13 protein-coding genes are annotated in these 15,020 nt (G+C 71.8%); 6 read left to right on the forward strand and 7 right to left on the reverse strand.

The window, feature by feature from the left end; translation table 11 throughout:
• Nucleotides 1–38: 38 nt before the first annotated feature.
• Entirely contained in the window at nt 39–728 is a 690-nt protein-coding gene (locus H6726_04055; GenBank protein MCB9656801.1) for a GNAT family N-acetyltransferase, read from the forward strand.
• Between the two features lie 117 nt (nt 729–845).
• Here the strand turns inward: H6726_04055 and H6726_04060 are convergent, their stop codons facing one another.
• Entirely contained in the window at nt 846–2,216 is a 1,371-nt protein-coding gene (locus H6726_04060; protein MCB9656802.1) for an aspartate kinase, read from the reverse strand.
• Between the two features lie 76 nt (nt 2,217–2,292).
• Here H6726_04060 and H6726_04065 point away from each other — a divergent pair, with 76 nt between their 5' ends.
• The gene (locus H6726_04065) at nt 2,293–2,796 is read left to right on the forward strand and encodes a damage-inducible protein DinB (protein MCB9656803.1); all 504 of its coding nucleotides are present in this window, start codon (nt 2,293–2,295) and stop codon (nt 2,794–2,796) included.
• A gap of 16 nt (nt 2,797–2,812) precedes the next feature.
• Here the strand turns inward: H6726_04065 and H6726_04070 are convergent, their stop codons facing one another.
• A complete protein-coding gene (locus H6726_04070; protein MCB9656804.1) occupies nt 2,813–3,460 on the reverse strand; it encodes a hypothetical protein in 648 nt (215 codons plus the stop codon).
• A gap of 206 nt (nt 3,461–3,666) precedes the next feature.
• On the opposite strand from H6726_04070, the gene H6726_04075 reads away from it, so the two are divergent.
• Nucleotides 3,667–4,308, forward strand: a complete 642-nt coding sequence (locus tag H6726_04075) for a hypothetical protein (GenBank protein MCB9656805.1) — start codon at nt 3,667–3,669, stop codon at nt 4,306–4,308.
• Between the two features lie 34 nt (nt 4,309–4,342).
• On the opposite strand, the gene H6726_04080 is transcribed toward H6726_04075, so the two are convergent.
• From H6726_04080 to H6726_04100, 5 genes are read right to left on the reverse strand one after another with little or no spacing between them, the layout of a single operon-like run.
• Entirely contained in the window at nt 4,343–5,236 is an 894-nt protein-coding gene (locus H6726_04080; GenBank protein MCB9656806.1) for a TonB family protein, read from the reverse strand.
• The gene (locus tag H6726_04085) at nt 5,233–7,287 is read right to left on the reverse strand and encodes a DUF1668 domain-containing protein (GenBank protein MCB9656807.1); all 2,055 of its coding nucleotides are present in this window, start codon (nt 7,285–7,287) and stop codon (nt 5,233–5,235) included. The genes H6726_04080 and H6726_04085 overlap by 4 nt, the downstream gene beginning before the upstream one ends.
• Before the next feature lie 59 nt (nt 7,288–7,346).
• Entirely contained in the window at nt 7,347–8,042 is a 696-nt protein-coding gene (locus H6726_04090) for an HmuY family protein (GenBank protein ID MCB9656808.1), read from the reverse strand.
• 20 nt (nt 8,043–8,062) lie between these two features.
• On the reverse strand, nt 8,063–10,009 hold the full coding sequence (locus tag H6726_04095) for a TonB-dependent receptor (GenBank protein MCB9656809.1): 1,947 nt from the start codon (nt 10,007–10,009) through the stop codon (nt 8,063–8,065).
• 27 nt (nt 10,010–10,036) lie between these two features.
• Nucleotides 10,037–11,359 (reverse strand): hypothetical protein, encoded by a 1,323-nt coding sequence (locus H6726_04100; protein ID MCB9656810.1) that lies wholly within the window; start codon nt 11,357–11,359, stop codon nt 10,037–10,039.
• Nucleotides 11,360–11,554: 195 nt separating this feature from the next.
• Between H6726_04100 and H6726_04105 the strand changes: the two genes are divergently transcribed.
• The 3 genes from H6726_04105 (at nt 11,555) to H6726_04115 (ending at nt 14,988) form a co-directional block, all read left to right on the forward strand.
• Nucleotides 11,555–12,682: a histidine kinase gene (locus H6726_04105; GenBank protein MCB9656811.1), complete on the forward strand. Its 1,128-nt coding sequence runs from the start codon at nt 11,555–11,557 to the stop codon at nt 12,680–12,682.
• 8 nt (nt 12,683–12,690) lie between these two features.
• Nucleotides 12,691–13,437: a response regulator transcription factor gene (locus H6726_04110; protein MCB9656812.1), complete on the forward strand. Its 747-nt coding sequence runs from the start codon at nt 12,691–12,693 to the stop codon at nt 13,435–13,437.
• 120 nt (nt 13,438–13,557) lie between these two features.
• Nucleotides 13,558–14,988: a hypothetical protein gene (locus tag H6726_04115; GenBank protein ID MCB9656813.1), complete on the forward strand. Its 1,431-nt coding sequence runs from the start codon at nt 13,558–13,560 to the stop codon at nt 14,986–14,988.
• Nucleotides 14,989–15,020 lie beyond the last annotated feature (32 nt).

The following is a 15,020-nucleotide window of genomic DNA, read 5'->3' on the forward strand; positions in this document are numbered from 1 at the left end:
GCTGGCCTGGCCGCGCGCGCCCTCCATACTGCCCCGCTGTGCGCGTCCACCTCTCAGGCCACGTCGACATCCCCCCGCCGCGCTGGAACGACGTGCTCGCGGAGCTCCCCAACCACGTGGCGCTGACGCGCGCCGAGCCGGGCAACCTGCGCTTCGAGGTGACCCCCGCCGAATCGCCCGAGGGGCGCCTGTGGGTGAGCGAGACCTTCCGCGACCGAGCTGCGCTGGAGGTGCACCAGGCGCGAGCTCGGGCGTCTACCTGGGGGCGCCTCACGGCGGGCATCCCGCGGCACTTCTTCCTGGTGCGGCACGGGACGAAGCGCGACCGGGACGTGCTGGCCGCACTCTACCTCACGTGCCGGCGGCAGACGTTCACGTGGGTGGACCCGCAGCGCTACGCCCTCGACGACTTCGACGCGGACACACAAGACGAGCTGCTGCTGGTGTGTGAGCGGGACGACCGTGTGGTGGGCTTCGCCGGACTGTGGACCCCGGACGACTTCCTGCACCACCTGTTCGTCCACGAGGCGCAGCAGGGGCACGGCGCCGGGCGCGGGCTGTTGCGCGCGGCCCAGAGCTACGCGAAGGGGCCGTTGCGACTCAAGTGCGCGGTGCGCAACGACCGCGCGCTGCGCTTCTACGAGCAGCTGGGCGGCGTGGTCGAGAGCACGGCGACGGCCGAGCCCGAGGGCGAGCACCACACGGTGGTGCTACCCGTCCCGACCTGACGCACCAGGCGGCGTACCCGGTGACGCGCCAGCCCGCGTGCCCGGCGCGGGCGGACGGTCGGTCGGAGCCCGCTCCCCGCGCGGGACATGACCCTCGCGAGCGAGCCCCGCCTCAGGTCAGGCGCAGGGGATGCGCGACGCGCGGCTGGTGGCCGAGTCCGCCGTGACGGGCAGCACGAACGCGTCGTACAGCGCCGAGAGCGCGCGCTCGTACTCGTCCGGGATGACGCCCACGATGATGTTCAGCTCGGACGCGCCCTGGTTGATGATGCGCACGTTCACCTGCGCGTCGCGCAGCGCGATGAAGACCTTGGCCGCGATGCCGATGGTCTTCGACATGCCCTCGCCCACGATGGCGATCAGCGCGATGGCCGGCACGAACTCGAGCGAGTCGGGGTGCAGCGTCTCGCGGATCTCGGCCAGCACGTCTTGGATCTTGTCCTCGATGTCCGTCGCGTCGACGATGACGCTCATGCTGTCGATGCTGGACGGGCAGTGCTCGAAGGAGACGGCGTGCCGCTCGAGGATCCCGAGCAGCCGGTAGATGAAGCCCACCTCCTTGTTCATGAGGTTCTTCTCGACGCTGATCATCGCGAAGTTCTTCTTGCCCGCGATACCCGCGATCTCCGTCGTCTGCTCCACGTGTGGGCTGAGCGCGCGCACGATGCGCGTGCCGTCGTGCTCCGGCGCGTTCGTGTTGCGGATGTTGATCGGGATGCCCACCTCGCGCACCGGCAGGATGGCCTCGTCGTGCAGCACCGACGCGCCCATGTACGAGAGCTCGCGGATCTCGGCGTAGGTGACCTCCTGCATGGGCTTCGGGTCCTTCACGATGCGCGGGTCGGCCATGAGCAGGCCCGACACGTCGGTCCAGTTCTCGTACAGCTCCGCCATCACGGCCCGTGCGACGATGGCGCCCGAGATGTCCGATCCGCCGCGCGAGAAGGTGCGCACGCGACCCTTGCCGTCACGACCGTAGAAGCCGGGCACCACGTAGCGCTTGCTGGTGTCGGCCAGGCGCTCCCCGAGCAGCGAGTAGGTCTCCGGGTCCACGCCGCCGTTGGGCGTGATGATGATGAAGTGCTCCGGGTCGACGAAGTCCGCGCCCAGGTAGGCCGCCAGCAGGAGACCGTTGAGGTGCTCCCCGCGCGACGCGACGAAGTCCTTGGTGACCCCCTCGCGCAGCGCCGCCTCGAGCTTGTCGAGGTGCCCCGACATCCCGGCGGACACGCCCAGCTCGCGCTCGATCTCGAGAAAGCGCTCGCGCACCTGCGCGTAGGGCGAGCTGAAGTCCGTGCCCAGCGACGCGCTCTGTTGGCACAGGTAGAGCAGGTCGGTCAGCTTGGCGTCGGTGGAGGAGCGCTTCCCGGGGGCCGAGGGCACCACGATGGAGCGGCGCGGGTCGGACTCCACGATGGCCAGGACACGACGAAACTGGTTGGCGTCGGCGAGGCTCGAGCCGCCGAACTTGCAGACGATGCGGGACATGGCGCGAGTCGTGTCTCAAGACGCGACAATTCTCAAGCCGGTGGCCGCCGAAGCCACACGTCCGCTACGCTGAAGCATGTTCACGGGGACCCAGCCGCACCTCATGGCCCTCTACAACCGGTGGATGAACGAGCGCATGTACGCCGCCTGCGCCACGTTGTCGGACGTACAGCGGCGCAAGGACCTGGGGCTGTTCTTCAAGTCGGTCCACGGCACGCTGAACCACATCCTGTGGGGCGATCAGGCCTGGCTCGCGCGCTTCACGGGCGGCGCCGGGACGACGGTGCCAGCAGGGACGGAGCTGTACGCTGACTACGAGTCCCTCTGGGAAGCGCGGCGGGCGTTGGACACCGAGATCCTCGCGTGGGCTGCGGCGCTCACACCCGAAGCGTTGAACGAACCCATGACCTGGACCAGCAAGGTCTACGGGTTCACGCAGACCCAGCCGCGCTGGGTGCTCGTCACGCAGATGTTCAACCACCAGACCCACCACCGCGGTCAGGTGCACGCGGCGCTGACCCACTTCCACGTGGACATGGGGGCGACGGACGTTCCGCTCACCCCCGAGCTATTGGAGTGATCCCTGAGTTCAGGCGTCAGGGGACCCAGCTGCAGGGCAGTCCGGTGGTCGCGGCCGCCTCGCAGAGCGCCTGAGGCGTGGTCATCGGCGGCGCCAGGCTCGGGTCCAGCTCGTCGCAGGCGTAGGTGCCCGTGCAGGACTCGAAGCGGTTCATCCAGTAGGCGCAGCCGAAGGTGTTCTGGCAGGTGGTCTGGTTGAGCTGCGTGCAGTCGGTGAAGTAGCAGTCGTCTTCCGCCCACAGGCAGCCCTGGGCTTGGCAGGCCCCCTCGCTCTCCTGCATGTGGCAGGCCTTGAAGCTGCACGAAGCGCCGTCCCAGCGGCACCCGATCGAGAGCGCCACGCAGTCGTTGAGGTTGTCCTCTGCGCTGCAGCCGGGGTCGCTGGGCTGGCCGATCATCAACCCGCCGAAGTCGCAGCCATCTCCGCGCACACTCGTACAGCTCAGACCGAGTAGTTCAGCAGACATGCACTGCGTGTCGTCGAAGTCGGCGCAGCTTCCGCCCCCGACACACACGTTGGATGCGCCGCCGAGGTCCATGCCCCCGGGGCCACCATCGGGGTTGGGGGTGCCGTCCGATTCGCCACACCCGGGCGCGTGCGCGAGCACCAGGGCCAGCGCGAGGGTGTGGGCAGGGATGCGAGAGCGACGGGTAATGCGTGACATGGGTCCTCGGGAGTCGAAGCACCGAGCATTGGCCGATGGAGCGCGCGCATCCATCGGAATGATTCCGGTATGGAGGGGCTGCGCCACGAGGCTCGGAAGCGGGTGATTTATTTCGGGAGATACGAGCCCGCGTCGCATCTCTTCCCGCACTGAACGGCGGAAAAATTCCGATACCGGGGGTGAGCGCGCGCACCCACCATCGACCCATGCCGAAGTCCCTCCATCCCACGCACACGACCCGCACGACCCGCTCGACCCGCTCGACCCGCACCGACGCGGTGCTTTGTGCGCGCCTGTCGGCAAGCGTCCTCCTGCTGGCCATGGGGCTCGCAGGGTGCGGGGACGAGACCGGGCCCACGCCCGACGGGGGCGCGCGCGATGGGGGCGCGCAGGACCAAGGCAGCGGCGACCTGGGTGGCGGCGGTGACCAGGGGATGGGGCCCGTGGACCTCGGCGGCGAGCCCGTGTGCGAGGGCAGCTTCGTGCCCAGCTGCGAGAACGTGCAGGTCAGCGAGCACTGTACCGCGCTGTCGGGCTGCAGCTTGACCGGCACGGGCTTCTGCGCTCTCCGACAGGACGTCGTCATCAACGGGCAGCCGCCGGACTGCGACGCGCTCACCACGGAGGCCGCGTGCGAGGCCGTGACCGAGTGCGAGTTCTACGCGGACTGCGCTGGGACCATCAACTACACCGACTGCGACGAGGCGCCGACACGTGAGGTGTGCGCGCAGCTCTCGGTGTGCCGCATGCCCTGCTTCACGAGCGCGTGCCCGACCAACTACGACTGCGTCGACGGGCCAGACCCGGGGCCGGACCTCTTCTGCGTGCGGCGCAACACGCGCTTCTGAGCCGCTCCGAAGATCCGTGCGTGGGGCTTCGAGCTCAGTGGACCTCGAAGCGAATCGGCAGCGTGAGCACTCTCGACGTGCGCGCGACGCCAGGCGGTGGCGGCGGGAGCTGCACGCGCTCGGTGGCGCTCGCCGCGATGCGATCCAGGCGTGGACTCCCGCTGGACTGCACCAGCGCTACCCCAGTGATTCCGCCGTCGGGGCCGAGCGCGATGCGCAGACGGAGCACCAGCGGCTCGTCGTCGCCGCCGCTACGCCGACCACGCGCGTAGTGCTGCTGCGCCTGCTGCGCGATGGCACGCTGCACAGCGCGCAGATAGCGGGCGAGGGCGTCCGCGTCGGCTGCCCCGCTCGCTGCGCCGCCCGCGCCATGCCGTGGTCCTGAGCTGCCCTGCTCGGCCCCGAGTCTTCCGGCGGAGCCGCCGTCAACGGGGCCGTGCGAACCCACCCCGACGGCGCCGGTGGCGCTGATGGCGCTGGTGCCCGTCGCCTGGGGAGATGCGGACGCGTCAGGCACATGGGGGCTCTGTGTCCCGCTCACGAGAGCCGACGCAGGCGGTAGGGCCGAAGCGCGTGGCTCGGCCGGGTCGAGGGGGGCTGGCGGCGCGAGCGCCCGGGATGGCTGCGTGTGCACGGGAGGTGCCCCGGACTCGAGCGCGCTGCGCGCTGCGACGCGCGTCGGTCGCGGCTCCGCAGGGAGGACGCGTGCGGGGGGCGCGCCTGGACCAACCCCTCCGCTGACCACGGCGATCTCCACCGGGTGCCCGTCGCCTCCCTCGGGCCCGTCGCCGAGCTCCATCGCATCCAGGGTGCACGGAGGTGAGACGGGGAGCTCGTGTCGGGGGCACGGCGCGGCGGCGCCCGGCACCCCCGCCACCAGCAGGAGGTGCAGACCCAGCGAGCACACCACCGACAGCGCCGGTCTCACGGCGCGAACACGAACAGGCGCAGCTGCCCCTCGGGGGCGTCGTGCGTGGTGACGACCAGCACGCGTCCACGGTAGGCGAACGCGCGCGTGTGGGAGGACTCGAACGGCAGCGTGACGGGGGACACCGACCAGCTGTCGTGCGCGACGTCGTAGAGCTCCACCGCGCGGGTGCTGCTCGCGTCCTGGCCCTGCACGACGCTGCCGCCCACCAGCACCGCGCGCTCGCCCAGCGCGACCAGCTGCGGCGAGAGGCGGGTCTCGCTGGGGCACGCGATGGGCGCGAAGTCGCGTGTCTCGAACGAGAACGCCTCACACTCGGGCACGAGCTGGAAGTTGTCCCGCATGCCGCCCACGAAGAGGAAGCGCTCCCCCACGCGCTCACCGCCGAAGGCGCGCCGCGCCCTCGGTAGCGTGAAGCCGGCGTCGACCCAGGCGTCGTCGCTCGGCGCGCGCTGCAGCGCGTCGGTCAGGTGCTGAAAGGCCGCCATGCCCTCGCGCGCGGGGTCGTAGTTGAGGCCGCCCATCACCAGCAGCTCGCCGGCGGGGCTCTGCGTCAACGCGAACTGCGTGCGTCCGCGACCGAGCGCGGGTGCGGCGCTCCAGGTGCCGTGCGCGATGTCGTAGGTGAAGGACTCGTCGTGCGCCACGGGCTCGCCCTCGGCGCCGATGCCGAAGCCGCCCACCGACACGAAGTGCGTGTCGTCGACCGCGAGCACCGCCATGGTCTGGCGCGGCACGGGATAGGGCGCGAGGGTCTCCCAGCGCAGCGTGGGCAGGTGCAGGCGTCGCGCGTCGCTCGAGAAGTTCTCTGGCGCGAAGTCGTGCTGCCCGTGGCTGGTGTTACCGCCGAACAGGTAGAGCCAGTCGTCGACGATCACCATGCCCTGGCGGTTCTTGGTGGGCCCCTCGTAGTCCACCGAGATGGTGACGGGCTCGGGCGCAGGCCACACGCGCTCGATGTGCGGGATGCGCTGGGTGACCTCCATCCCGGCCGTGCCGCCGACCGACAAGACCTGCCCGAGCACGGCCACGTTCTGGTGGAAGAAGCGCGGGAAGAGCACGCTGCCCGCAGCGCGCCACGCGCCCTCCTCGGGCTGACCCGGAGCTGCAGGCCGATAGAGGTGCACGACGCCGTCCATGCCCGTCACCACCAACTCACCGTCGAGCGCCGCGGCGGCGGCACCAAAGGGCGAGGCGGGCAGCTCGGGCCCTCGACGCCACGCGCCGCTCGCGGGGTCGAAGAGGTGCGTCCCACGCTGCGGCACGCCGTTCGGGTCCATGCCGCCGACCACCACCAGCTGCTCCCCCACGGCCGCGACGCCCAGGCCGCGCACGCGGAAGGGCGCGGGCAGCGAGCGCCAGCCAGCGTCGACATCGGCGAGGTCCAGCGCCTCGATGGTGGTGGCCCACGCGGCGGTCGCGGGGTCGCCGTCGAGGTCCCAGCCGCCCGCGACGTACAGCACGCCGTCCAGCACAGCCGCCATGTGGCTGGAGCGGGGCGCGGGCAGGGACGGCAGCGCGCTCCAGCGGTTGGTGGCGACGTCGTAGCGCGCCACCTCGTCGGTGGACCGCAACCTGTCGTCCTCACCCGGAGTGGTCACCGCGTAGAGGCCGCCCACGCGCACGACGCCGCCTTCGTGCGCCACGAGCGCCGCGCTCTGCAGGCCCCGCGCGAGACCCTCGAGGTCCTCCCACTCGCCCGTGCGCACGTTCAGGCGGCGCAGGCTGCTGCTCTGGCCCGACGCGACGTAGTGGTGCGACTCGCCGCGATAGCCCCCGAGCACGTAGAGGTGCTCACCGAGGGCTGCGGCGCCGAAGCTGGTGACGGGGGCCTCGAGGAACGCGTGCGGACCCGCCTCGACCCGCGCATGCCGCATCAGAGGCGAGGTGCGCGGCGCGTCCTCGGTGGCGGGGGCGGGCGTGGTGCCGCGCGGCGCGCTCGACGCGCACGCGCTGCTGAGCAACGCCGTGGCCGCGAGGCAAGCGAGGGAGCGGTGGTGCCGCGCGCGGGGGCTGCGCGACGCTGGGAGGGAGACGTGTCGGTGGGTCATGGGTGCGTGAGGGTGTGAGGCGCGCCACGGGCGTCGCAGCGCGAGGTCGGTGTTGGGGTTCAGGGCGTCGGCAGGACGGCGAAGCGCAAGGTCGGGTGACCAGAGCCCCCGGCTTGGTCGTAGTAGCGCTCGACCGCGATGCGGAACACGGCGTCCTCGGTCGTACGCACGACGTAGACGCGCGGCTTGGGCGTGAGGATGTGCGTCTCCACGTCGTACGCGTACCAGGGGTCGAGGCCGCCCGAGATGACGTAGTCTGGCACGGTGTCCTCGTCGTCCCCGTCGGGCAGGTCCGTCTCGAACGCGGCCTCGGCGGGCGAGGTCACCTCAGTCAGCGGCTGGCCGTCGACGCGCGCCGCGGTCACGCCGCCCGTGCCCGTCTGCCCACCGTTGAGCGCGATGTGGAAGCGCCGAAACGCGAGGTCGAAGCGCCGCTCGCCCGTGTCGTCGGCCGGGTCCTCGGGCTCCACCTCGCGCAGCGTGTCGAGGTCCAGGTACACCCAGCGCTCCGGATCCGACGCGTCCACGGTGAGTGTGCCCTGGCCCTCGGACTCGAGCGTCACGTGCACGTAGCGCTCCACGTAGCCGTCGCCCGCGTCACCCGTGTCCGTCGGCCCCGCGTCCAGGTCGCGGGGCGGGCCTTGGTCCCCGTTGTCGTGCGGGGCGATGTCGCCACACGCCGAGAGGACGTGCAGCAGCGCGCCAACCAAGAGGCCGACGACGAGCGCGCGGAGGAAGTCGGGGGTGTCGAACATGCTTGGCTCCCGTCGGTGCATCAGTAGTCGAGTCGAAGGCCCGCGTAGAACCCGCGCGGGCGAATGTTGAGGTAGCGGCCCCCTGCGCCCGCGAGGTTGTCCGCGCCCGCGAACACCGCGACGTAGTCGCCGAGGGTCTGCTCGACCCGCGCGTCCAGCGAGAGGTAGGGGTCGTCCCGCACCTCCTGCGTGTCGCCGCTCGCGTCGGTCTCGTAGAAGGGGCGCTCGCCCACGACCGAGCCGCGCACGACCGCCGAGAAGCCGGTCCCCGGGACGGCGTAGCGCACCCGGAAGGTGCCGCGGTGACGGGGCCGCCCAGACAGCGCGCGCTCGCGCTGCAGGTCACGTGCGTCCAGAAACACGTAGGTCAGCTGCAGGTCGAGGCCGCGCGCGGGACGCAGGCGCACCGAGAGCTCGCTCCCCTGCGTGATGGCCGAGCTGGTGTTCACGTAGGTGTAGACGACGTTGGCCGCCGTCTCGTCGAGCTGCGTGTCGATCAGGTCGTCGATCTGGTTGCGGTAGAGCGACACGCGCAGCCCCACGGCCTCTGTGGCCTGCCACTCACCCTCCAGCTGGAAGCTCCATGAGGTCTCCGGGTGGACGCTGGGGTTGCCGATGACGCGGTAGCCCACGCTCGGGTTCTCGAAGCTGAGGTACAGCTCCTTGAAGTTGGGCGCGCGGAAGCCCCGCCCCGCGCTGCCGCGCAACACCAGCGATTCGTGTGGGTCCAGTCGTAGCGCCAGCTTGGGTGACGCGAACGCGCCGAACTGCGAGTCCACGTCCACGCGCAGGCCAGGCGCCACGACGAAGTTCACGTCCTCCTGCGCCACCCACTCGTACTGCGCGAAGGGCGCGACGCGCGTGCGGTGCCCCTTGCGGCTCAGGCGGTCCGCCAGCAGGGACTCCTGCTGCACGTCCGCGCCGAGCGTCAGGGTGTGTCGGCCATCGTCGCTCACGTACGCGTACTGCGCGCTGACCTCGCCCAGGCGCTGGCGCGTGGTCTGGTCCAGGTCCTCCTGCGCGCTGCCGCGCTGGTCCAGCACGAACTGGTCGCGGAACTGCGTGAAGTAGACCTGCGTGGCGAACGTCCCGCGCGCGAACTCCGTCGCGAGCGTGCCCCCGAGACCCACCTCGTCGATGCGGTTGTGGCGGTCGTACACGGCCCCCGTGGCGCTGGCGTCGATGCCGACGAGGTCCCGACGCGACAGGCGCAGGCGCAGGCCAAGGTCGGTGTTTCCCACGTGCTGGCCCAGGCTGAGCGCGCCGTCGTACTGCGTCACCTCGCTGCCCGTCGTGGCCACGTCCGAGGGGTCGAGGTCGTACGCGCCGACCCGGTGCACGCCGGCGTCCACTCGCGCGCGGAAGTCGCGCCTGCGCACCGCGGCCCCCAGCCCGAGGTCGAGCGTGGCCCCCTCGAGCGCGTAGGGGTCGTAGGTGCCGAGCGAGAGCCGCCCGTCCATGGCGAAGGGCGCGCTGCCCCGCCGCGTGATGATGTTGATCACCCCGCCGTGCGCCGCGCTGCCATAGAGCGCGGAGCTGGCGCCCCGCACGATCTCGATGCGCTCCACGTCCTGCAGCGCGATGCGCGTGAGGTCGAGCGCGCCGTCCGAGCGCCCGATGACCGGCTCCCCGTCGATCAGGATGAGCGTGTGCTGCGGGTCGAGGCCCTGCATGCGCACGGTGCTGCCCTGGAGCGCGGGGATGATCTCGATGCCGGGCAGGTCCTCGAGCGCCTCGGCCACGTTCTCGGCGCCGTTGTCGCGCAGGGTCTCGCGGTCGATGACCTCCGTGGCCACCACGGCGTCCGAGCGCGACTGCGCGCGGCGCCCTGCCGTGGTGACGACGATCTCGTCGAGCTCGTGGGGCGAGTCCGCGCCATCCCCCGCGGGTGGCGCGGCACCGTCTTGCGCGCGCACCGCAGGCGAGGCGAGGCACAGGATGACGATGACGATGAGGCCAGTGCGCATGACAGTGCTCGAGCGGTCCCGCGTGTGTCAGAGCGTGACGGCGCTGCGCGTGGAGAGCGTGACCGCCCCCGTGCTGCCGCCCGTGTTCTGGTAGAGGTAGAGGGGCAGGCTCTTGTCCAGCGCGCCGACCACGGCCCCGTAGTCGTCGCCGTCGATCACCGCGAAGGCGGTCTCGAGGGTCAGCGTGCTGCGGTCCTCACAGTCCGCCCCCAGCTCGCCGTCACGCCACACGATCACGGTCGGGCCCGCCTCCGAGGCGCCGTCGTGGATGTCCAGGCACAGCGTGGACGTGCCGTTCACGAACGCGAGGTCCCCCGGCACCAGCGTCGAGGTGGCCTCGTAGTGCACGTCGATGCGCGGCGTCGTGTGCGGCGCGAAGCCCCCATAGAGCTGGACGCGCAGCTGGTCCGTGCTGCTGGGCGCGGTCGGTCCCACGCTCACGTCGGCGGGCGCGGCGTAGCCCACCAGCAACGACACGGTGCCGTGCGGGTCGGCCGCCGTGACGTCGGTCAGCCGCACGTGCTGCACGGGGGCGTCCAGCGCGCAGAGCGCGACGTAGCGCTCGGTCGCGGTCGTCTCGACGGGAGACACCGTGCACTCGGGCGGCGGCACCGCGTCGTAGGCCAACACCGGCTCGTCGTCCAGGGTCACGCTGGGCGTCTGCGCGCCGCCGCTCTGGTAGAAGTAGATGCCGCCCGTGGTGTCGAGGGCGCCGACCTCCGGTGCCCACGCGTGCCCGTAGCGCGTCTCGTAGGTGAGGGTGGCCGCGTCGCTGCAGTCCGCGCCGTGCTGCCCGTCCACCCACAGAACGACCAGGGCGCGGGCGCTCTCGGAGCCCGGGTGCACGTCGAAGCACACGGTGGAGACGCTGTTGATGAAGTCGTGTGGTCCGGCGAAGCCGACGGCCTCGGCGCCGAAGTAGACGGCCGCGTCGGGTGGGGGTTGGGGCGCTCCGCCGCCGTAGAGCTGCAGCTTGAACTGCCCTGCCGCGAGGGGCTCCTGCGCAACTACGGGCCCGCTCAGACCCAGAAAGAGCTGCACCGAGGCGTGCGTCCGGGTGGCTTGCACGCCCTCGAGCCGCACGTGGCGGACCGGCGCCCCGATGGGACAGATCGCGACGTTCTGCGCGCCAGCGCCGACCTCGCTCGTGACGCAGCCCGGGCCAGCGTCCGCCGTCGAGCCCTGGTCCTCGTCGGTTCCCTCGTCCGGGACGCCGGAATCATTCTCGACACCCGTATCAACCACATGAGCGTCGGGTGGCACGCCTTGGTCGGGGGTGATGGCCGGGCTGTCGTCGCAGCCAGCGACGACGAGGCCGAACAGGGTGATACCAACGAGATACGTCTTCACGGTTTCCTCCGAGCGCAGGGACGCCACACGAGGCAGCGACGGCCGCCACGCGAGCAGGGGGGGTTGGGCCGCGCGAGCTCCCTCGGCGGCTCTCGGAGTGGTGACGTTAATGAAAAAGAAAGTCAAAATCAATTTCAACAATTCGTACGAGGCCGAGATTCCACCCGTTTTCGGTGCGTGGGCTATGCTGCGAGCGTGACCCTGCCCCCGCCGACCCGCGCCGAGGACCCCTCGTGGGCGTCGACCCTGCGCGCGCTGGGAGAGCCGCGCCGCGCGCTCCCGATCGCCTCGGCGTCGGCTGCGCTCGTGGGCACGGAGTGGTTTGCGACCCACAGCGCCGTGGCCACCGCCAGCCTCGCCGCGTTCCTGGTGGCCTTCGTGCTCACCGTACCTGCCGCTTCCCGCTGGGCCCGCGCCGGGGGGCTCGACCCCGTGCACGTGACTCTGTACGGACTGCTGTGTGTGCTCCTGGTGGGCGTCACGACGCTGGTGCTCCCCGCCTCGCTGCACTTCGAGTCGTACGTGGCGCACCCGCCAGCGGCCATCGCCATCTTCGGGCTCGCGTCCATCGCGGGCTGGGTGCTGGGGCGGGACATCGACCTCGCCGCGGGCCTGAGTGATGCCCTCGAGCACAGCGCCCTGCTCACCCGTGAGACGGAGGACGCGCGCCTCCTCGCCCTGCGCCAGCACTTGGACCCCCACTTCCTGTTCAACACGCTGCAGGCCATCGCGGAGTGGTGCCGCGAGGACCCCGCGGTCGCCGAGCAAGCGCTGTTGGAGCTGTCGCGCATGTTGCGCACGCTCTTCGAGGGCATCCGTGTGCCCTTCTGGCCGCTCTCCCGAGAGCTCGACGTTTTGCTGGCGTTGCAGCGGCTCTACGCGCTGCGCGACGACGAGCGCTACGCGCTGGTGGCGGAGCTGATGGCCCTCGGGGCGGCCCACGAGACCAGCGAGCCGGCTTCGGACCCGACGGGTGAGGGCGCGCGGACCGTGAGCGCGCTGCCCGTGCCACCGCTGGTGCTGCTCCCCCTGTTCGAGAACGCGCTCACGCACGGAGGCGCGGGCGCCCCCCTCCGCCTCAGCGTCACGGCGGCTGACGGCACGCTGCGCGTGCGGCTGTGGAACGCCGGCGCTTTCGCGGGCATGCGCGCGGGCGGGACGGGCATCGAGACCGTGGAGCGCCGCCTCGCGCTCGCGTACGGGTCGCGCGCGTCACTGCAGGTGATGCCCGAGGCGTGGGAGGGAGTCGCCGGCACGGCCACCGTCGTGACGCTGCCCCTCGCGAAAACCACACCGCGTGTGGCGCAGGGGGCGACGGCATGAGCGTGCCTGTGCAGCGCCCGCTGCGGGTGATCGTCGCCGACGACGAGAAGATGGCGCGCAAGCGTGTGCTGCGGCTGCTCGAGGCCCTCGGTCCCGTGGACCTCGTCGCGGAGTGCCGCTCCGGCGACGAGGTCCTGCGCCACCTCGACCCGGCACGCGTGGACGTCGCCCTCTTGGACATCGACATGCCGGGCGCGAACGGGCTCGAGGTGGCGGAGCTGGCCCGCCTGCGCGGCGTACCGGTCATCTTCCTGACCGCGCACGAGCAGCACGCCGTGGCGGCGTTCGATCACGGCGCGCTGCACTACCTGCTGAAGCCAGTCGACGCGACCCAGCTCGCGCGCGCCCTCGACCGCCTGCCGGCGCGCTCGCCCGCAGACGAGGCTGAGAGCACGTCGGCAACACGCGCAACGTCGCCAGCAGCGCCCCTCGAGCGCGTGGCGCTCACCGTCCGCGGCGACGTGGTGCTGCTGGCGCCCCACGCCATCACGCACGCGCTCTACGACGGGGAGCTGGTCACCGTGCACACCGCCGAGCGGGCATACATCACGGACGAGTCCCTCCAGGACCTCGAGGCGCGCATCGCGAGCCCGCTGGTGCTGCGCGTGCAGCGCCGCGCGATCCTGAACCTCGCCCGGGTGCAACGCCTGCGAGGCCAGACCAGCGGCGGCTACGTGGCCGTGCTCGACACAGGGGCGGAGGTGCCCGTCTCCCGTCAAGCCGCCCGCGACCTGCGCAAGCGCCTCGGGATCTGAGCGGCCCGCGCGTCCCCGTCCGGCCGCTCGACCACGCCCCGCGACCGCTCGATGGCGGTCCGCGACCGCTCGAGGGAACGGCGCGAGCGAGGGACGCGAGGGGACGCCACGGTGATCCGCATGAAGCCCAACGCGTCCACGCCCTCCACCACGCCCCGCTCGCCCACGGGCCCCCGGCGCCCGCGGTTCCGCCGCATCACTCCCTACGTCCGCGCTGCCCTCGCGCTCAGCCTCACGCTCGCGGCCTGCGCGTGGTTCGGCGCGCCCGCGGCGCTCACGCTGCGCCACCTGCGCGACCCCGCCCTGCGGCGCGGCGGTGTCCCGGCCGGCGCGCTCAGCCTGCACCGCAGCCTCAGCGACCGCTTCGAGCCATGGGCCCGCGCGCGCATCGCGTCAGGCGACGCGGCGCACGTCCCGCTGCACGACGTACCCGAGAACGAGTGGCCCATCTTCAGCGCGGTGTTCTTCCTCAACGCCACCGAGTCGCTGCGCGACCAAGGCGTGGACGTGAGCTACGCCGACGCCAGCGTGTCCGCGGCGCGCGACCTGCTGATGGACCCGGTCCATCACACCTGGGTCCGCACGCACTGGGGGGACGACTACCTGCACGACCGCAACGTGTTCTTCCGCTCGCTGCTCATCGCTGGGCTCACCAGCTACGAGGCGCTCACGCACGACGGCCGCGACGTGCCCTTCCTGCGCGACCAGGCGGAGACGCTGGCGGCTGCGCTCGACGCGTCGCCGCACGGGGTGCTCGAGGACTACCCGGGCGAGACCTACCCCATCGACGTGATGGCCGCCGTGGCCTACATCCGTCGCGCGGACGCCGTGCTCGGCACGGACCACAGCGCGTTCGTGACCCGCGCCCGCCGCGCGTTCGTCGCGCCCTACGACGACGAGCTCGGCCTCGTGCGCTTCCGCGTGGATCTCGCCGGAGACGAGCCGCCGCGCCCCGTTCAGCCCGGCCGCGGCATCGGCAACTCGTGGGTGGGCATCTACGCGGCCGAGCTGTGGCCCGAGGACGCGGCGCGCTGGCACGCGCTTCACACCGAGCACTTCTGGCAGGACGCGGGCTGGGCGGCGGGCTTCCGCGAATTCCGGCGGGGCGGCCCCGAGGGAGAGTGGACCTTCGAGATCGACGCGGGCCCCGTGGTGGGCGGCTTCGGCACCTCGGCCAGCGCGTTCGGCATCGCGGCGGCGCGCCGCAACGGGCGTCTGGACCAGGCCTACACGCTCACGGCGGAGATGTTCGCCACGGGCTGGCCGGGGCGCGACGGTTCGCTGAGCATCCCGGGGCTCGTGTCACACCCCGCGGCGCCGCTCCTTGGTGAGAGCGCGCTGGCCTACTTCCTGACGTTGCAGCCCGCGCCGGGCGTCCCTGTCGTCGCTGGCGGGCGCGTCACGCCGCTCGTGTGGGGCAGCCTGCTGGTCTACCTGGCGCTCTTCGCGCTCACGCTGCGTATCGCGTACGCACTTCGCCCACGCGTCCCCCTCCGCTCCCTGGCGCGTGTCCGCTCCCAACCCGATGTAACCCGATGTAACCCGGTGTGACGGGGGATGCCCCACGTCCGGCGCGTAGGTTG

It is taken from the genome of Sandaracinaceae bacterium, from assembly GCA_020633055.1.
Taxonomy (GTDB): Bacteria; Myxococcota_A; Polyangia; order Polyangiales; family Houyiibacteriaceae; genus JADJJE01.